Genomic DNA, 17,592 nt, shown 5'->3' with positions numbered 1-17,592 from the left:
ACGGGCAAGGCGCACCGGGGCTGGAGGGCAGGGCGCGGCTATCAAAGTGGAGGGAGCCGATTAGTATACCTTGCCGCGGTGCCGCAAACGCATCCTCCGGGGGGCGATTGAATCCCCTCCTTCAGCCCGCATATCGGCCGGGCATTCCCACCCCAACGAGGCACCACCCATGTCCCTGAACGCCGTCTTCGACACCGACCGTGGCCCGATCAAGGTCGAGCTGTACCCCGACAAGGCCCCGCTGACCGTGGCCAACTTCGTCAACCTGGCCCGGCGCGGCTTCTACGACGGACTCAAGTTCCACCGGGTGATCCCTGACTTCATGATCCAGGGCGGCTGCCCGCAGGGCACCGGCACCGGCGGCCCGGGCTACAAGTTCGAGGACGAGACCGGCAACGGCGTGAAGCACGAGCGCGGGGTGCTGTCGATGGCCAACGCCGGCCCCAACACCAACGGCAGCCAGTTCTTCATCACCCACATCAAGACCGACTGGCTGGACGGCAAGCACACCGTGTTCGGCAAGGTGGTCGAAGGCCTCGAAGCGGTGGACGCGGTCAAGCAGGGCGACGCGATCAAGTCGGTGAAGATCGAAGGCGACGCCGACGCGGCGCTGGCCGCGAAGGCGGACCGCGTCGCCGAATGGAACAGGATCCTCGCCGCCTGACGCATCGGCGCCATCGTCTCCGGTGCCTGCCCGGCACCCGCCCGGCACGGCCGGCGCGGGTGCCGGGCGTGCTAAAATTCAGCCCTGCAGCAGCGCGCAAGAAGCTCCATGTCGCCGCGCCATCCCGCAGTCTCCGCTCCCCAAACTTCCGAGGTTCCCGCGATGCCCCAGCTCGCCAAGCGCATGGGCCGTGCCAAGCCCAGTGCGATCATGGTGGTGGCCGAAAAGGCCAAGCAGCTCAAGGCCGAAGGCCGCGACATCATCAGCTTCTCGATCGGCGTTCCCAACTTCCTGCCGGGCGAGCATGTCTACGCCGCCGCGCGCAACGCGCTGGAACACGACTCCGGCCAGTACGGCAGCAACCGCGGTTCCAACGAGCTGCTCGACGCCTTCCTCAAGCACATCGAACAGGTCGGCCTGACCGGTTACACGCGCGCCAACTGCGCGACCGGGATCGGCGCCAAGCACGTGCTGTACAACCTGTGCGAAGCCCTGCTCGACGAGGGTGACGGCTTCGCCTTCGCCACGCCGTACTGGACCAGCTACGTCGACATCGGCGAGATCCTCAATGCCGACATCCAGCTGCTGCCGTGCCCGGCGGAGCAGAACTACAAGCTCACGCCCGCACAGCTGGACGCCGCGCTGGCCAGGAAGCCCAAGGTCTTCCTGTTCAACAACCCGTCCAACCCGACCGGCATGGTCTACACGAAGGACGAGATCTCGGCGCTGGCCGACGTCATCGTGAAGCACCCCGACACCTGGGTGATCACCGACGACATCTACAACCGCATGGTGTTCGACGGCATCGGCTACCACAACTTCGTGCACGCGCGCCCCGAGCTGCGCGACCGCGTGGTGTTCATGGATTCGCTGTCCAAGACCTACGGCATGCCGGGCTGGCGCGCCGGCTTCATGGTCGGCCCGGAGGTGGTGGCGAAGGCCGTCGCCACGATGAATTCCAACCACATCACCAACATCCCCGAGATCGTGACCGCGGCTGCTGTCGCCGCGCTGTCCGGCCCGCAGGACGTGCCCACCGCGCGCTGCGTCGAGTTCCAGGCCAAGCGCGACCAGGTCGTTGCCGCGCTCAAGGCGATCCCGGGCGTAACCTGCCCGGTGCCCCAGGGCGCGTTCTACGCCTTCCCGGACATCAGCGTCGCGTTCGGCAAGTCGCACAACGGCAAGGTCATCGGCAACGACGTCGACCTGTGCAACGCGCTGCTCGAAGCCAAGGGCGTGGCCTGCGTGCCCGGTTCGGCCTTCGGCGAGCCGCGCGGCCTGCGCATCAGCTACACCTGCCCGACGCCGCAGCTGGCGCCGGGGCTGCAGCGCATCCAGGAGTTCTTTGCCGAGTTGCAGTGAGTGGTGATTGGCAAGTCGTGATTCGCATCAGCGGATCACGACGTCCGTCGCCTACTGCCTGTCCCAGCCACGAATTACCCATCACGAATCACGGAGTTTCCCCATGAAACAACCCGTCCGCGTCGCCGTCACCGGTGCAGCCGGCCAGATCGGCTACTCGCTGCTGTTCCGCATCGCCTCGGGCGAAATGCTCGGCAAGGACCAGCCGGTCATCCTGCAGCTGCTCGAGCTGCCGATGGAGAAGGCGCAGGCCGCGCTCAAGGGCGTGATGATGGAACTCGACGATTGCGCGTTCCCGCTGCTGGCCGGCATGGTCGGCACCGACGACGCCGAGGTCGCGTTCAAGGACGCCGACATCGCCCTGCTGGTCGGCGCGCGTCCGCGCGGCCCGGGCATGGAGCGCAAGGACCTGCTGCTGGAGAACGCCAAGATCTTCACCGCACAGGGCGCGGCGCTGAACAAGGTCGCCTCGCGCAACGTCAAGGTGCTGGTGGTCGGCAACCCGGCCAACACCAACGCCTACATCGCGATGAAGTCGGCGCCCGACCTGCCGGCGAAGAACTTCACCGCGATGCTGCGACTGGACCACAACCGCGCGCTGAGCCAGCTCGCCGCCAAGGCCGGCGTCGCCGTAGGCGACATCGAGAAGCTGGTGGTGTGGGGCAACCACAGCCCGACCATGTACCCGGACTACCGCTTCGCCACCGCCAACGGCGTGTCGCTGAAGGACAAGATCGGTGATGCCGCGTGGAATGCCGACACGTTCATCCCGACGGTGGGCAAGCGCGGCGCCGCGATCATCGAGGCGCGCGGGCTGTCCTCGGCCGCCTCGGCCGCGAACGCCGCCATCGACCACATCCATGACTGGGTGCTGGGCTCGAACGGCAAGTGGGTGACCATGGGCGTGCCGTCCGACGGCAGCTACGGCATCCCCGAAGGCGTGATGTACGGCGTGCCGGTGACCACGAAGGACGGCGAGTACGCCCGCGTCGAAGGCCTGGAGATCGACGACTTCAGCCGCGCGGCGATGGACAAGACCCTGGCCGAGCTGGAAGAGGAGCGCGCCGGCGTGGCGCACCTGCTGTAAACCGCGGATCCAGGTGATCCAGCGAAGGGCCGGCTCGATGCCGGCCCTTCCTTTTGGGCCAGTCCTGGACCTCGCGGTTCCTGCGTTGCAACCGGGTGGAGTCCGCGCGGCCGCGGCGGCCGCGGGAGCACGGGCGCGGCCGCCGGCCAGCCTGCCGGTGCGCCGCGAGCGCCGGCGCGGGCCACGGCAGGTGACGGCAGATGGCACGATCCAGGCTGATCCGCGAGCTGCGCCGCCGCCACGTGTTCCGCGTGGCGATCGCCTACGGCGTGGTCGCCTGGGTGCTGATCGAGGTCGCTTCGACCATCATCCCTGCGCTGCACCTGCCCGACGGCCTGACCACCGCGATCGTGGTGCTGCTGATGCTGGGCTTGCCGGTCGCGGTGGTGCTGGCCTGGGCGTACGAGCTGACGCCCGACGGCGTGCGCCGCACCGAGCCGGCGCATTCGCCGGATGCCCGGCCGCCCGGGCAGCATCGGCAGGTCGGCCGCCGGCTGGACTTCGTCATCATCGCGGTGCTGCTGCCGGCCGTGGCCGTGTTGGCGTGGCGACAGTTCGGCCAGCATCGCGATCGACACGCCACGACGCCGGCCGCGACCGCGGTGCCTGCACGCGCCGCAGCCGCTCCGCCGGCGGCGCCGGCGCGATCGATCGCAGTGCTGCGTTCGAGAACCTTTCCGCCGACAGGGACGACGAATACTTCGTCGCCTGCATGCAGGGCCTGATCCTGACCAAGCTGGCCGACATCGGCAACCTGAAAGTGATCTCGCGCGCCTCGACGCTGCGCTACGGCAGCCATCCGCGCGAGCTGGAGGCGATCGGCAGGCAGCTGGGCGTGGCGACGCTGCTGGAAGGCAGCGTGCAGAAGGCCGGCAACGAGGTGCTGGTCAGCGTGCAGCTGGTCGACGTGGCAACCAGCGCGCACCTCTGGGTCGGGAGCTACCAGCTGCGCGCGCTGAAGCGCGGCGCCGACGCGGGGGAGTGACGCGTTCGCCTCGGCCAGGGCGCCGCGGCCGGGCGAGGGCTCGCTGTTTCCGGCGCCGTCGCCACGGCATCGGCTAAAATCGCGTTTTTGCCGGAGTTCCCATGAGCGCATCCACATCCGCCGGCGCCCGCTTCCGCGCCGCGCTGGCCGAGGAATCCCCGCTGCAGGTCATGGGCGCGATCACCGCCTACGCCGGCCTGATGGCCAGGCGCACGGGTTACAAGGCGCTGTACCTGTCCGGCGGCGGCGTCGCCGCCAACTCGCTGGGCATGCCCGACCTGGGCATCTCGACGATGGAGGACGTGCTGATCGACGCGCGTCGCATCGTCGACGCCACCGGCATGCCGCTGCTGGTCGACATCGACACCGGCTGGGGCGGGGCGTTCAACATCGCGCGCACGATCCGGAACTTCGAGCGCGTCGGCGTGGCCGCGGTGCACATGGAGGACCAGGTGGGACAGAAGCGCTGCGGCCATCGCCCGGGCAAGGAAGTGGTGCCGAAGGCGGAGATGGCCGACCGGGTCAAGGCCGCGGTCGATGCGCGCACTGACGCCGGCTTCGTGATCATGGCGCGCACAGATGCGGCCGCCAGCGAAGGCATCGATTCGGCGATTGAACGCGCCGTGGCCTACGTCGAAGCCGGCGCCGACATGATCTTCCCCGAGGCGATGAAGACGCTCGACGACTACCGGCGCTTCAAGGCCGCGGTGAAGGTGCCGATCCTGGCCAACCTCACCGAGTTCGGTTCCACGCCGTTCTTCACCACCGACGAGTTGCGCGACGCCGGCGTCGACATCGCGCTGTACTGCTGCGGCGCCTATCGCGCGATGAACAAGGCCGCGCTCGGCTTCTACGAGGCCGTGCGCCGCGAAGGCACGCAGAAGAACATCATCGACCGCCTGCAAACGCGAGAAGAGCTGTACGACTTCCTCGGCTACCACGCCTACGAGCGCAAGCTCGACGAGCTGTTCTCGAAGGAATAGGCGGGCCGGCGGCGCGGGCGCCTTTCGCGGGTGGGTAGTCGGCCGGCGGGCCTGGAGAGAAGTCACTTGAGTCCGAGCCAGCCCCCTCTGGCCAGACCCCACCGGCGCGTTGGTTCGCGACGCGGACTCGATCCGCTGGTCGCGTGGCAGCGGTGCCGCACTGGCATCGCCCCCGTCGTCCCAGTCAACGCGGGCGGCACGGCGAAGCGGACAGGCCAGCGGCTGAAAGCCGTAAAATGCCCGCATCGCAAAGCAAACAAGACCGGAGCATGCCGATGAGCGACACCCCGAGCACCCTGCCGAAGCCGAAGAAGTCGGTGGCCTTGTCCGGCACCGCCGCCGGCAACACCGCGCTGTGCACGGTCGGCCGCAGCGGCAACGACCTCCACTACCGCGGCTACGACATCCACGACCTGGCGACGAAGTCCACTTTCGAGGAAGTGGCGCACCTGCTGGTGCACGGCGCGCTGCCCACGGCTTCGCAACTCAAGGCGTACAAGGCCAAGCTGGCGCGGCTGCGCGGCCTGCCCGCGATCGTCCAGGAGGCGCTGGAGCTGGTGCCCGCCAACGCGCATCCGATGGACGTGATGCGCACCGGCTGCTCGGTGCTGGGCACCGTGCTCCCCGAGCGCGATGGTCATCCGGCATCCGAGGCGCGCGACATCGCCGACCGCCTGATGGCGAGCTTCGGCTCGATGCTGCTGTACTGGTGGCACTTCACCCGCAACGGCCGTCGCATCGACGTCGAAACCGATGACGACTCGATCGCCGCGCACTTCCTGCACCTGCTGCACGGCCAGGCGCCTAGCGAGCTGCACGCCGATGCGATGGACAAGTCGCTGATCCTGTACGCGGAGCACGAGTTCAACGCCAGCACGTTCACCGCGCGGGTGATCGCCGGCACCGGCAGCGACATGCATTCGTGCATCACCGGAGCGATCGGCGCGCTGCGCGGCCCCAAGCACGGCGGCGCCAACGAAGTGGCGATGGACATCATCTCGCGCTACGGCAGTGCCGACGAGGCCGAGGCCGACATCCGCGCCCGGGTGGAGCGCAAGGAGATCGTGATCGGCTTCGGCCATCCGGTCTACACCATCGGCGACCCGCGCAACCCGATCATCAAGGACATCTCGCGCAGGCTGTGCCAGGACGGCGGCAACATGACCCTGTTCGACGTGTCCGAACGGATCGAGAACGTCATGATGGAGATGAAGAAGATGTTCCCGAACCTCGACTGGTTCAGTGCATCGAGCTACCACATGATGGGCGTGCCGACGCCGATGTTCACCCCGCTGTTCGTGATCGCGCGTACCGCGGGCTGGAGCGCGCACGTGATCGAGCAGCGCGAGGACGGCAAGATCATCCGCCCCAGCGCCAACTACACCGGGCCGGAAGACCGCGCCTACGTGCCGATCGGCAAGCGCTGACCATCGTCTTGTCCTGGAAGAAGGGGCCGCGCGTTGCGCGACCCCTTTTTTTTTGCCAGCGTTCTGCGCCGGCCAGGACGGGTGGGGCAGGGAAGTGCGATCTTCTACGCCGTTGCGCCCGGTCCGTGCCCATCGGCCCTGATCAGCGGCAGGACCTGCGCTTCGGCAGCCGGGAATCCGCGCCTCACGACGCGACGGCTTCCGCCTTCAGCACCCGCTGCACCGCGGCGTCGGATTCGATCCGTGCAATGAAGTTTTCGAGGTTGCCGAGCCCCGACAGGTCGATGTCGTTCCCCTTCGCCCAGCGCGTCACCACGTACAGGTAAGGGTCGGCGATGGAACGGCTGCCGGCGATCCAGTCGTTGCCTGCGAGCTGCGCGTCGATGCGTTCGAACATGCCGCGCAGCGTCTTGCGCGCCACGCCCTTGCCCTTCTCGATGGCTGCGTCGTCGCCGAGCCAGGCGAGCGTGCCGAACAGCGGCTTGAACGCCGGATGCATGTCGGAGTTGACGAACGCCAGCCAGCGGTTCACCTCGGCGCGGCCCTTCGGCGTGCCGTCGCCGCCGAGGCCGGCTTCGGGGAATGTGTCGGCGAGGAAATTGAGGATCGCGGCGTTCTGGGTCAGCGTCCAGTCGCCGTCCTGCAGCACCGGCACGGCGCCGGCGGGATTGAGCTTGAGGAAGCCCGGCAGCTTGCGCTCGTCACGCGAAACGCGGACGGCCTCGTAGGGCTTGCCGATCCATTCGAGCACGATGTGGTCGGCGAGCGAGCAGGCGCCGGGGGAGTAGTAGAGCTTCATGCGTCAGTTCCAGGCGGTTCGGGAAACCACCATGATGACGACATCGCCGTGAGGACGTGGTGGCGCCAGTGGAACGGACCGTCGCGCCGCGCGGATCGGTCAACCGTGGCGCGGTTTGAGGTTCTGCACCTTGAGGAAGGTGTGGCCGCCGATCGTCGCGACCTGGTAGGCGTTGCGCCAGCTCGGGCTGGCGATGTCGTGGGCCATGAAATGGCTGGCGCCGGGCACGATCTCCTTGCGCTCGCCGACGGGCAACGCCCAGTTGCGCTCGGATTCGATCGCGATCGTCACTGCCTGCGACCACGCCTCGACGTTGCCCAGGCGGGTATTGGGCGACACCAGCGACGGCGCGAACTGTTTGCGCGCGGTCACCACATCGCACATCGAGTCGCCCCACAGGCCGCTGTCCTGGCGACGCAGGGCCACCTCGGCCACGGCCTGCTGGCCGCGGTTGGACTGGTCGCGGGCCTCGAGGTACACCGTGGTGCTGAGGCAGAGCGAATCGGCGGCTTGCGGCGGCAGCACGGTGGCCAACCACAGGATCCATGCCAGTTTCATCGAACAACTCCTTGCTGCGTTGCGCCCGCCGGCATCACCAGGGCCAGGGGGCTCGGTGTTCCAACGGGCATGGCGTATTGGGGAGGGCAGCGGCTCTATGGCGCTTTCGCCCGGGCTCCGAAGACCGCAGAAGGGCGGTCCGGGCCGGTCCCGCCGGAATCGGGCGGCGGGAAAAGTTGGCGCACGGTAGCGGGCGGTTTCCCAACGCAACCTGAACGCCAATCGCGAAAAATGACTGACTGGATTGGAGTTTTTACTCCGGATTGCCGCGCGGAGCGCGCCTGCTCAGAGCGCGGCGGCGACCTGCGCCGCCTGCGCGATCGCGCGCTTGGCGTCGAGTTCGGCGGCGACGTCCGCACCGCCGATGACCTGCACCGCGATCGAAGCGGCCTGCAGCGGGGCCAGCAGGTCGCGCCGGGATTCCTGTCCGGCACAGATGACCACGTGGTCCACGGCGAGGCGCTGTTCGGTGCCGTCGATGCGCACGCGCAGGCCGTCGTCGTCCACGCCCAGGTACTCCACGCCACCGAGCATCCGCACGCCCTTGGCCTTCAGCGTGGCGCGGTGGATCCAGCCGGTGGTCTTGCCCAGCCGCGCGCCGGGCCGGCCGGGGCTGCGCTGCAGCAGCCACAGCTGGCGCGGCGACGGTTCGGGTCGCGCCGGGGCCAGGCCGCCGCGGGCGTCGAAGCGCGGATCCACGCCCCATTCGGCCATCCAGCGCCGTGGGTCGAGGCTGGGTGAGGGCGTGTCCTGGGCGAGGAACTCGGCCACGTCGAAACCGATCCCGCCGGCACCGATGATCGCCACCCGCGCGCCCGGCACGACGCGTCGCTGCAGCACGTCGAGGTAGCCGACCACCTTGGGATGGTCGTGGCCGGGGAAATCGACCTTGCGCGGGGTCACGCCGGTGGCGAGCACCACCTGGTCGAAGCCGGCCAGCAGCTCGGGCGTGGCTTTCGTCGACAGCCGCAGCTCCACCCCGGTCTCGTCGATGCGGTGGCGGAAGTAGCGCAGGGTTTCGTTGAACTCTTCCTTGCCCGGGATGATCTTGGCCAGGTTGAACTGTCCGCCGATCTCGTCCGCGGTGTCGAACAGGGTGACGCGATGCCCGCGCCCGGCGGCGATCGTGGCGCACGCAAGGCCCGCCGGGCCAGCGCCGACCACGGCCATGCGCCTGGGCGTGGCGGTCGGCGTGTAGTTGAGCTCGGTCTCGGCGCAGGCGCGCGGGTTGACCAGGCAGCTGGCCCTTTTGTTCTGGAACACGTGATCCAGGCAGGCCTGGTTGCACGCGATGCAGGTGTTGATCGCGTGCGCCTTGCCCGCGCGTGCCTTCGCCACCCAGCGTGGGTCGGCCAGCAGCGGCCGCGCCATCGATACCATGTCCGCGCCGCCCGAGGCGAGGATGCGCTCGGCCATGTCGGGCATGTTGATGCGATTGGTGGCCACCAGCGGCAGCGCCACGTGCGGTCGCAGCTTGGCGGTGACGCCGGCAAACGCGCCGCGTGGCACCGAGGTGGCGATGGTGGGCACGCGCGCCTCGTGCCAGCCGATGCCGGTGTTGATGATCGTCGCGCCCGCGGCTTCCACCGCCTTGGCCTGCGCGACGATCTCGTCCCAGTCGTTGCCGCCGTCGACCAGGTCGAGCATCGACAGCCGGTAGATGACGATGAAGTCCGGCCCGCAGGCCTCGCGCACGCGGCGCACGATCTCCACCGCGAAGCGCATGCGGTTCTCCGCGCTGCCGCCCCAGCGGTCATCGCGCTTGTTGGTGCGCGCAACCGTGAACTGGTTGAGCAGGTAGCCCTCCGAGCCCATGATCTCGACGCCGTCGTAGCCGCCGTCGCGCGCCAGTTTCGCCGCGGTGGCGAAGGCATCGACCTGGCGTTCGACGCCGCGCGCCGACAGCGCACGCGGGGTGAACGGGTTGATCGGCGCCTTGATCCGCGATGCCGACACCGACAGCGGATGGTAGGCGTAGCGGCCCGCGTGCAGCAGCTGCAGGCAGATCTTCGCGTCGTGCGCGTGCACCGCAGCGGTGACCTGGCGATGCTTGCGCGCTTCCCACGGCCAGCCGAGCTTGCCGGCGAAAGGCTTGAGCCAGCCGACCAGGTTCGGCGAGAAGCCGCCGGTGACCATCATCCCGACGCCGCCCTCGGCACGCTCGGCGAAGTACGCCGCCAGCTTCGGGAAGTCGCGGCGGTGGTCTTCGAGCCCGGTGTGCATCGATCCCATCAGCACGCGGTTGCGCAGGGTGGTGAAGCCGAGATCCAGCGGCGAGAACAGGTGCGGGTAGGGCGGGTGCGCTGCGTCGGGCATGGGGATACGTAGGCGTATGGATTGCCCACGATGCCGCCAAACGGTGTTTGCGGCAAGCCGGGCGGCGGTGGTGGTGCTGCGTCCCTCCAGTACAGTCGTCGCACGAAAGGAGCGACGCGCGGAGTGAAGGGATGGACGTATCGACACAGGCGAAGTTTCGCGGCCCGCCTATCGGGCGCTGGTTGTGGCTGACCCTTGCGCTGGCCATGTCCGCGGCCGGCGGTTGCCAGCCGGCCGACACGGCCGAGCCGGAGTCGCAGGCCGTTGCCGCACCCACGGTGGTCCATGCCGGCGCGCAGGTGCAGGACCGGATCGACGGGCTGGACCTGGCGACCGGTGCTGACGGCAGCGTGCATCTGGTCTGGCGCGAGCGGCCCGGCCTGCACGGCAAGACCAACCGCTCCGCACGACTGATGTACCAGCGCGGCCACGGCGACCCGCTGCGCTGGGGCGCACCGGTCCAGCTGGCCGATGGCATCGCCGGAACGCCACGGGTCGTCGCCGCCCGCGACGGCCTGCACGTGCTGGCGGGATCGCGGCTCGACCACTGGTGGCTGCCGGCCGGCGCCGACCGGTGGCAGCCGCAACCGGCGCTGCTTGGTGACCACGTGCCGCCCGCGACGACGTTCGATGCCGTGGGCATCGATGGAAGTCTGTTCATCGTCTATGCAACTGGGGGCGCTGCCGGCGACCAGGTGCTGAATACCCTGCGATGGCGTGGCGGACAGGCTGGGCCGGTGATGCCGCTGGCCAGCCTTCCCGCGGTACGCCGCACGCGGGTCGGCAGCATCGCGCAGCTGCACGATCCGGTGCTGGCGCAGCGCGACGGCCGCCTGCTGTTGCTGTGGGGGACACGGATCCCGACCGAAACCGGTCCGAATGTGCGACTGGAGTCCAGAGTGCAGGCCGCATGGAGTACCGATGGCGGGATGGGGTGGAGCGAGCCGGGACGCGTCACCAGCGATGGGGCGGATGACTACGTCAACGACCTGGCCGTCGACATCGGAGGTACCACGCCGCTGGCCCTGTTCGTTGCGCACGGGCTGTTCGCAAGTCACTGGGATGGCGATGCGTGGTCCCCGCCACGGCGCCTCGCCGGTTACGACATCGGCTCGCTGTCCGGCAGTGCCAAGGCGTTCCGCGTCGCCGCCGCCTCCTGTGCGGGCCGGCCGCTGGTGGCCTGGGTCGACGGCCGCCACCAGGGCAGCGACCGGCGTTGGTGGAATCCGCTGGGCGGGTTCCCGTGGTCGGACTCGCCCGAGTGGACCAACAACGACCTGTTCGTGCTGGCCGGTGACGCTCTGGCGGCAGAGCTGGATGGCCGCTCAGCCACGCCACGGCAGCAGACCGTAACGGGTGGCCAGGTCGAGGACGTCGCCGTCGTGGACCGTGGCGACCATGCACTGCTGGTGTGGTCGGGCCGCAAGCAAGTGCGCAAGTCGTCGACCGACATGGGGACACCACCGACGATCTGGCATCGGCGTATCGAGTGCGACTGAATGCCCGTGCCGCGTCGCCATGCCGGGCACCGGGCCGGATGCGATAATCACCGCCATCACGTTCCGCGGCCGGCCTTTCCATGCTCGTTCGAGCGAAGGGCGGTCCGCGTGCGCGTCGTCGCCCACGCTGGAGAGCCGATACCCGCATGAATACCGATTTCCGCAAGCCGCTGCCCGGCACCGATCTCGACTACTTCGACACCCGCGCCGCCGTCGAGGCGATCAAGCCGGGTGCCTACGACGCGCTGCCGTACACCTCGCGCGTGCATGCGGAAAACCTGGTGCGCCGCGCCGATCCGGCCCGGCTCAGCGACTACCTCACCCAGCTGGTCGAGCGCCGCCGCGACCTCGATTTCCCCTGGTTCCCGGCGCGGGTGGTCTGCCACGACATCCTCGGCCAGACCGCGCTGGTCGACCTGGCCGGCCTGCGCGACGCGATCGCGCGGCGCGGCGGCGACCCGGCGCAGGTCAACCCGGTGGTGCCGACCCAGCTGATCGTCGACCACTCGCTGGCGGTGGAGGCACCGGGCTTCGACAAGGACGCGTTCGGCAAGAACCGCGCGATCGAGGATCGCCGCAACGAGGACCGCTTCCACTTCATCGAGTGGACCCGGCATGCGTTCCGCAATGTCGACGTGATCCCGCCGGGCAACGGGATCATGCACCAGATCAACCTGGAGAAGATGTCGCCGGTGGTCTACGTGCAGGACGGCGTCGCGTTCCCCGACACCTGCGTGGGCACCGACAGCCACACCCCGCACGTCGATGCGCTGGGCGTGATCGCGGTCGGCGTCGGCGGGCTGGAAGCGGAGAGCGTGATGCTCGGCCGCGCCTCGTGGATGCGGCTGCCGGAGATCGTCGCCGTCGAGCTGGCGGGCCGGCCGCAGCCGGGCATCACCGCCACCGACATCGTGCTGGCGCTGACCGAGTTCCTGCGCCAGTCGAAGGTGGTCGGCGCGTACCTGGAATTCCGCGGCGAAGGCGCGTCCGCGCTGACCCTGGGCGACCGCGCGACGATCTCCAACATGGCGCCCGAGTACGGCGCGACCGCGGCGATGTTCTTCATCGACGACAACACCATCGACTACCTGCGCCTGACCGGCCGCGACGACGCGCAGGTGAAGTTGGTCGAGACCTACGCGAAGCACACCGGCCTGTGGGCCGACGCGCTGGCCACCGCGCAGTACGAGCGCACGCTGGCGTTCGACCTGTCGACCGTCACCCGCAACATGGCCGGCCCGTCCAACCCGCACCGGCGCCTGCCGACCAGCGCGCTGGCCGAGCGCGGCATCGCCGGCAACCTCGACGCCGCGCGCGCCGAGGAAGCAAAGGGCCTGATGCCCGACGGCGCGGTGATCATCGCCGCGATCACCAGCTGCACCAACACCTCCAACCCGCGCAACGTCGTCGCCGCCGGCCTGCTGGCGAAGAAGGCCAACGCGCTGGGGCTGGTGCGCAAGCCGTGGGTCAAGACCTCGCTGGCACCGGGCTCGAAGGCGGTGCAGCTGTACCTGGAGGATTCGAAGCTGCTGCCGGAACTGGAGCAGCTGGGCTTTGGCATCGTCGGTTTCGCCTGCACCACCTGCAACGGCATGAGCGGCGCGCTCGATCCGGCGATCCAGAAGGAGGTCATCGAGCGCGACCTCTACGTCACCGCCGTGCTGTCGGGCAACCGCAACTTCGACGGCCGCATCCACCCCTACGCCAAGCAGGCCTTCCTTGCCTCGCCGCCGCTGGTGGTCGCCTACGCGATCGCCGGCACCGTGCGTTTCGACATCGAGAAGGACGTGCTCGGCACCGACGCGCAGGGCAATCCGGTCACCCTCAAGGACCTGTGGCCGAGCGACGAGGAGATCGACGCGATCGTGCGCGCGCACGTCAAGCCCGAACAGTTCCGGCAGGTGTACGAACCGATGTTCAACGTCCGCGTCGCGCGCGACCAAAAGGCCGAGCCGCTGTACGACTGGCGCCCGCAGAGCACCTACATCCGCTGCCCGCCCTACTGGGAAGGCGCGCTGGCCGGCGAACGCACCCTGCGCGGCATGCGCCCGCTGGCGGTGCTGGGCGACAACATCACCACCGACCACCTGTCGCCGTCGAACGCGATCCTGCCGACCAGCGCCGCCGGCGAGTACCTGGCGAAGATGGGCTTGCCGGAAGAGGACTTCAATTCCTACGCCACCCACCGCGGCGACCACCTCACCGCGCAGCGCGCCACGTTCGCCAACCCGAAGCTGCTCAACGAGATGGTGCGCAACGCCGACGGCAGCGTGCGCCAGGGTTCGCTGGCGCGGATCGAGCCGGAAGGGCAGGTCACGCGCATGTGGGAGGCGATCGAAACCTACATGGACCGCAGGCAGCCGCTGATCATCATCGCCGGCGCCGACTACGGACAGGGCAGCTCGCGCGACTGGGCCGCCAAGGGCGTGCGCCTGGCCGGCGTGGAGGCGATTGCCGCCGAGGGTTTCGAGCGCATCCACCGCACCAACCTGATCGGCATGGGCGTGCTGCCGCTGGAGTTCCAGCCCGGCACCGACCGCAACACGCTCGGCATCGACGGCACCGAGACCTTCGATGTCGACGGCACGCCGGCGCCGGGGGCGACGCTGACGCTGGTGATCCACCGCAAGGACGGCGAGCGGCTGGACGTGCCGGTCACCTGCCGCCTCGATACCGCCGAGGAAGTGTCGATCTACGAGGCTGGCGGCGTGCTGCAACGCTTCGCCAACGACTTCTTCGAGGCGGCGCAGGAGGCGTAGGCGGTCCGCGCCCGCGCTCCAGATTCCACCGCGCCACAACACCCCACTTTCCGGAAATCGTCCATGCCCCATGTTCCGCAGCTCCGCATCCCCGCCACCTACATGCGCGGCGGCACCTCCAAGGGCGTGTTCTTCCGTCTTCAGGACCTGCCGCAGGCGGCGCAGGTGCCGGGGCCGGCGCGCGATGCGCTGCTGATGCGCGTGATCGGTTCGCCCGATCCCTACGCCAAGCACACCGACGGCATGGGCGGGGCGACGTCGAGCACCAGCAAGTGCGTGATCCTCTCGAAGGCGTCGGTGCCCGATCACGACGTCGACTATCTCTACGGCCAGGTCGCGATCGACAAGGCCTTCGTCGACTGGAGCGGCAATTGCGGCAACCTGTCGTCCGCGGTCGGTCCGTTCGCCATCGCCAATGGCCTGGTCGACCCGGCGCGCGTTCCCCGCGACGGCACCGCGGTGGTGCGCATCTGGCAGGCCAACATCGGCAAGACGATCATCGCGCACGTGCCGGTCGCGGATGGCCAGGTGCAGGAAACCGGCGATTTCGAGCTCGACGGCGTCACCTTCCCGGCGGCCGAAATCAGGCTGGAGTTCCTTGATCCGTCCGAGGAGGGCGAAGGCGATGGCGCGGCGGCGGGCATGTTCCCGACCGGCAACCTCGTCGACGAACTGGACGTGCCCGGCGTGGGCAGGTTCACCGCGACGCTGATCAACGCCGGCATCCCGGCGATCTTCCTCGATGCCGCCGAACTGGGTTACCGCGGCACCGAACTGCAGGCCGCGATCAACGACGACGCGGCGGCGCTGGCGCGGTTCGAGGCGATCCGCGCCGCCGGTGCCGTGCGCATGGGCCTGATCGCGACGGCCGCCGAGGCCGCCACGCGCCAGCACACGCCCAAGGTCGCCTTCGTCGCGCCGGCGCAGGACTACGTGTCCTCCAGCGGCAAGGCAATCGCCGCCGGCGAGATCGACCTGCACGTGCGCGCGCTGTCGATGGGCAAGCTGCACCACGCGATGATGGGCACCGCCGCGGTTGCCATCGGCACCGCGGCATCGATCCCCGGCACCCTGGTCAACCGCGCCGCCGGCGGCGGCGAGCGCGAGTCGGTGCGCTTCGGCCATCCGTCCGGCACGCTGCGGGTCGGCGCGCAGGCGCAATTGGCCGATGGCCGATGGACCGTCACCAAGGCGATCATGAGCCGCAGCGCGCGGGTGCTGATGGACGGTGCGGTGCGCGTTCCCGCAGGGACGCTGTGACGCGGGGAGGCCTGCCGCGCGGTACGAACGCGTCAGCGCAACGCCGTTGGAAGCCGCGGCTGCATGATTCGCTTGATGCGCCTGGCCGGGCGGCCACACTTGGCCGGCACGCCCGTCGGCGCACAATGCCCGCGTCCTTTTCCCGGAGGCCGGTCATGACCAGCACAGACATCCGTTCCGCCGCGCGCCCCGATCCCGACCAGTCGATGGTCGACATCGCCGACTACGTGATCGAGTACGAGGTCGATTCGCAGGAGGCCTTCGACACCGCGCGCTACATGCTGCTCGACTCGCTGGCCTGCGCGATGCTGGCGATGAAGTTCGAGGGCTGCGTGAAGCACCTCGGGCCGCTGGTCGCCGGCGGCGAGATCCCTGGCGGCGCACGCGTGCCGGGCACGGCGTTCGAACTCGATCCGGCCCAGGCCGCGTTCAACATCGGCACCCTCGTGCGCTGGCTCGATTTCAACGACACCTGGCTGGCGGCCGAGTGGGGCCATCCCTCGGACAACCTCGGCACCATCCTCGCGGTCGCCGACTGGCTGTCGCGCAAGGCCGAGCGGGCAGGCGGCAAGGGCATGACGGTGCGCGACGTGCTGGGCTGGGCGATCAAGGCGCACGAGATCCAGGGCGTGTACGCGCTGCGGAACTCGTTCAACCGCGTCGGCCTGGACCACGTGATCCTGGTGCGCCTGGCCTCGACCGCGGTCGCCACCGCGATGTTCGGCGGCGGCAAGCAGGAGGTGATCAACGCGGTGTCGCATTCGTGGATCGACAACGGCGTGCTGCGCACCTACCGCCACGCGCCCAACACCGGCCCGCGCAAGAGCTGGGCCGCGGGCGACGCCTGCCGCCGCGCGGTCATCCACGCGATCAACGCCGTCGACAAGAAGGTGGTCGGCTACCCGAGCGCGCTGAGCGCCAGGACCTGGGGCTTCCAGGACGTCGCCTTCGGCGGCAGGGCGTTCGAGTTCGAGCGCCCGTTCGGCAGCTACGTGATGGAGAACATCCTGTTCAAGATCAGCTTCCCGGCCGAATTCCACGCCCAGACGGCCGTGGAATGCGCGATGCAGCTGCACGGCCAGGCCAGGGAACGTCTCGACGACATCGAGCGCATCGAGATCCAGACCCAGGAAGCCGGCGCGCGCATCATCGACAAGACCGGGCCGCTGGCCAACTACGCCGACCGCGACCATTGCATCCAGTACATGGTCGCCGTCCCCCTGATCTTCGGCCGCCTGACCGCCGCCGACTACGAGGACGACGTCGCCGCAGATCCGCGCATCGACGCGCTGCGCGCGAAGATGACGGTGGTGGAGAACCCGCGGTTCACCCGCGACTATTTCGATCCCGACAAGCGGTATATCGGCAATTCGGTGCAGGTGTTCTTCAAGGACGGCAGTGCGACGCAGCAGGTCTCGATCGACTACCCGATCGGCCACCGCAAGCGCCGGGCCGAGGGCATTCCGGTGCTGATGGCCAAGTGCGAAAGCGCGCTGCGGGCGCATCTCGCGCCGGGCAGGGCGGAGCGGCTGATGGCGCTGGCCGCGGACCCCGCGGCGCTCGACGCGCTCCCTCTTTCCGACTTCATTCAGCTTTACCAACAATAATGGCCCGTTCAGCGGACCTGTTACGCCGGCGTTAACAGCGCCTTCACGGCCATCGCCCTAGGGTTGCGCCGGGCGTTCCCCGCGGTCCTCTTGAACGACATAAAGACAACCAAGAAGCGTCAACAAGCAAGCCTTCCCCTGAATCAAGGAGCTGAACCCGAATGAACAAGAAACTGCTCTGTGCCGCGCTCCTCGCCGGCATCGGCTTTGCGCAGGCCGCCAATGCGCAGGAGTTCGACGACCGCTGGTACCTGACCGGCAGCGTCGGTTACAACTTCCAGGACAG

14 protein-coding genes and 1 pseudogene are annotated in these 17,592 nt (G+C 69.0%); 12 read left to right on the top strand and 3 right to left on the bottom strand.

All coding sequences use genetic code 11. The features are described 5' to 3' along the window. Positions 1-169: 169 nt before the first annotated feature. The 7 genes from H570_RS0110075 (at position 170) to prpC (ending at position 6,508) form a co-directional block, all read left to right on the top strand. The gene (locus tag H570_RS0110075; RefSeq protein WP_027080623.1) at positions 170-664 is read left to right on the top strand and encodes a peptidylprolyl isomerase; all 495 of its coding nucleotides are present in this window, start codon (positions 170-172) and stop codon (positions 662-664) included. Between the two features lie 162 nt (positions 665-826). Continuing rightward, on the top strand, positions 827-2,026 hold the full coding sequence (locus H570_RS0110070; protein ID WP_027080622.1) for a pyridoxal phosphate-dependent aminotransferase: 1,200 nt from the start codon (positions 827-829) through the stop codon (positions 2,024-2,026). A 103-nt stretch (positions 2,027-2,129) separates the two neighbouring features. After that, positions 2,130-3,113: a malate dehydrogenase gene (locus tag H570_RS0110065; RefSeq protein WP_027080621.1), complete on the top strand. Its 984-nt coding sequence runs from the start codon at positions 2,130-2,132 to the stop codon at positions 3,111-3,113. 200 nt (positions 3,114-3,313) lie between these two features. After that, positions 3,314-3,838 (top strand): hypothetical protein, encoded by a 525-nt coding sequence (locus tag H570_RS0110060; RefSeq protein WP_027080620.1) that lies wholly within the window; start codon positions 3,314-3,316, stop codon positions 3,836-3,838. Then, entirely contained in the window at positions 3,826-4,098 is a 273-nt protein-coding gene (locus H570_RS0110055; protein WP_027080619.1) for a hypothetical protein, read from the top strand. Before H570_RS0110060 ends, H570_RS0110055 begins: the two co-directional genes overlap by 13 nt. 101 nt (positions 4,099-4,199) lie before the next feature. Continuing rightward, positions 4,200-5,081, top strand: coding sequence for a methylisocitrate lyase (gene prpB, locus H570_RS0110050; protein WP_027080618.1), 882 nt, complete (start codon positions 4,200-4,202; stop codon positions 5,079-5,081). Positions 5,082-5,356: 275 nt separating this feature from the next. Beyond that, positions 5,357-6,508, top strand: coding sequence for a bifunctional 2-methylcitrate synthase/citrate synthase (gene prpC, locus H570_RS0110045; RefSeq protein ID WP_027080617.1), 1,152 nt, complete (start codon positions 5,357-5,359; stop codon positions 6,506-6,508). Between the two features lie 184 nt (positions 6,509-6,692). Here prpC and H570_RS0110040 read toward each other — a convergent pair whose 3' ends face one another. The 3 genes from H570_RS0110040 to H570_RS0110030 all read right to left on the bottom strand — a co-directional run bounded on the left by H570_RS0110040 (position 6,693) and on the right by H570_RS0110030 (position 10,181). After that, entirely contained in the window at positions 6,693-7,307 is a 615-nt protein-coding gene (locus tag H570_RS0110040) for a glutathione S-transferase family protein (protein ID WP_027080616.1), read from the bottom strand. A gap of 99 nt (positions 7,308-7,406) precedes the next feature. Next, complete coding sequence (locus H570_RS0110035) at positions 7,407-7,865, bottom strand: cell wall hydrolase (RefSeq protein ID WP_027080615.1); 459 nt, start codon at positions 7,863-7,865, stop codon at positions 7,407-7,409. 285 nt (positions 7,866-8,150) lie between these two features. Then, complete coding sequence (locus tag H570_RS0110030) at positions 8,151-10,181, bottom strand: NADPH-dependent 2,4-dienoyl-CoA reductase (protein WP_027080614.1); 2,031 nt, start codon at positions 10,179-10,181, stop codon at positions 8,151-8,153. A gap of 131 nt (positions 10,182-10,312) precedes the next feature. On the opposite strand from H570_RS0110030, the gene H570_RS0110025 reads away from it, so the two are divergent. The 5 genes and pseudogenes from H570_RS0110025 to H570_RS19610 form a co-directional block, all read left to right on the top strand. After that, the gene (locus H570_RS0110025) at positions 10,313-11,680 is read left to right on the top strand and encodes a hypothetical protein (protein WP_156899944.1); all 1,368 of its coding nucleotides are present in this window, start codon (positions 10,313-10,315) and stop codon (positions 11,678-11,680) included. Positions 11,681-11,826: 146 nt separating this feature from the next. After that, complete coding sequence (acnD, locus tag H570_RS0110020; RefSeq protein WP_027080612.1) at positions 11,827-14,439, top strand: Fe/S-dependent 2-methylisocitrate dehydratase AcnD; 2,613 nt, start codon at positions 11,827-11,829, stop codon at positions 14,437-14,439. 63 nt (positions 14,440-14,502) lie between these two features. Continuing rightward, positions 14,503-15,699 carry a 2-methylaconitate cis-trans isomerase PrpF gene (gene prpF / locus H570_RS0110015; protein WP_027080611.1) on the top strand — a complete coding sequence of 399 codons (1,197 nt, stop codon included), beginning with the start codon at positions 14,503-14,505 and terminating at the stop codon, positions 15,697-15,699. Positions 15,700-15,854: 155 nt separating this feature from the next. Continuing rightward, positions 15,855-17,306: a bifunctional 2-methylcitrate dehydratase/aconitate hydratase gene (locus H570_RS0110010; RefSeq protein WP_027080610.1), complete on the top strand. Its 1,452-nt coding sequence runs from the start codon at positions 15,855-15,857 to the stop codon at positions 17,304-17,306. A gap of 161 nt (positions 17,307-17,467) precedes the next feature. Beyond that, a pseudogene (locus H570_RS19610) lies at positions 17,468-17,592 on the top strand (OmpA family protein); the annotation flags it as partial.

This window comes from Luteimonas mephitis DSM 12574 (genome assembly GCF_000422305.1).
Taxonomy (GTDB): Bacteria; Pseudomonadota; Gammaproteobacteria; order Xanthomonadales; family Xanthomonadaceae; genus Luteimonas; species Luteimonas mephitis.
The sequence above is the reverse complement of the archived record's forward strand: the minus strand, read 5'-3'. Positions and strand labels throughout refer to the sequence as shown.

What these genes read in the sequence shown, in the direction of transcription:
- H570_RS0110075 (WP_027080623.1), top strand. Translation starts at nt 170, where the DNA reads ATGTCCCTGAACGCCGTCTTCGACACCGACCGTGGCCCGATCAAGGTC.
- prpF (WP_027080611.1), top strand. Translation starts at nt 14,503, where the DNA reads ATGCCCCATGTTCCGCAGCTCCGCATCCCCGCCACCTACATGCGCGGC.
- prpC (WP_027080617.1), top strand. Translation starts at nt 5,357, where the DNA reads ATGAGCGACACCCCGAGCACCCTGCCGAAGCCGAAGAAGTCGGTGGCC.
- H570_RS0110025 (WP_156899944.1), top strand. Translation starts at nt 10,313, where the DNA reads ATGGACGTATCGACACAGGCGAAGTTTCGCGGCCCGCCTATCGGGCGC.
- H570_RS0110055 (WP_027080619.1), top strand. Translation starts at nt 3,826, where the DNA reads ATGCAGGGCCTGATCCTGACCAAGCTGGCCGACATCGGCAACCTGAAA.
- H570_RS0110070 (WP_027080622.1), top strand. Translation starts at nt 827, where the DNA reads ATGCCCCAGCTCGCCAAGCGCATGGGCCGTGCCAAGCCCAGTGCGATC.
- H570_RS0110035 (WP_027080615.1), bottom strand. Translation starts at nt 7,865, where the DNA reads ATGAAACTGGCATGGATCCTGTGGTTGGCCACCGTGCTGCCGCCGCAA.
- acnD (WP_027080612.1), top strand. Translation starts at nt 11,827, where the DNA reads ATGAATACCGATTTCCGCAAGCCGCTGCCCGGCACCGATCTCGACTAC.
- H570_RS0110030 (WP_027080614.1), bottom strand. Translation starts at nt 10,181, where the DNA reads ATGCCCGACGCAGCGCACCCGCCCTACCCGCACCTGTTCTCGCCGCTG.
- H570_RS0110060 (WP_027080620.1), top strand. Translation starts at nt 3,314, where the DNA reads ATGGCACGATCCAGGCTGATCCGCGAGCTGCGCCGCCGCCACGTGTTC.
- H570_RS0110065 (WP_027080621.1), top strand. Translation starts at nt 2,130, where the DNA reads ATGAAACAACCCGTCCGCGTCGCCGTCACCGGTGCAGCCGGCCAGATC.
- H570_RS0110040 (WP_027080616.1), bottom strand. Translation starts at nt 7,307, where the DNA reads ATGAAGCTCTACTACTCCCCCGGCGCCTGCTCGCTCGCCGACCACATC.
- H570_RS0110010 (WP_027080610.1), top strand. Translation starts at nt 15,855, where the DNA reads ATGACCAGCACAGACATCCGTTCCGCCGCGCGCCCCGATCCCGACCAG.
- prpB (WP_027080618.1), top strand. Translation starts at nt 4,200, where the DNA reads ATGAGCGCATCCACATCCGCCGGCGCCCGCTTCCGCGCCGCGCTGGCC.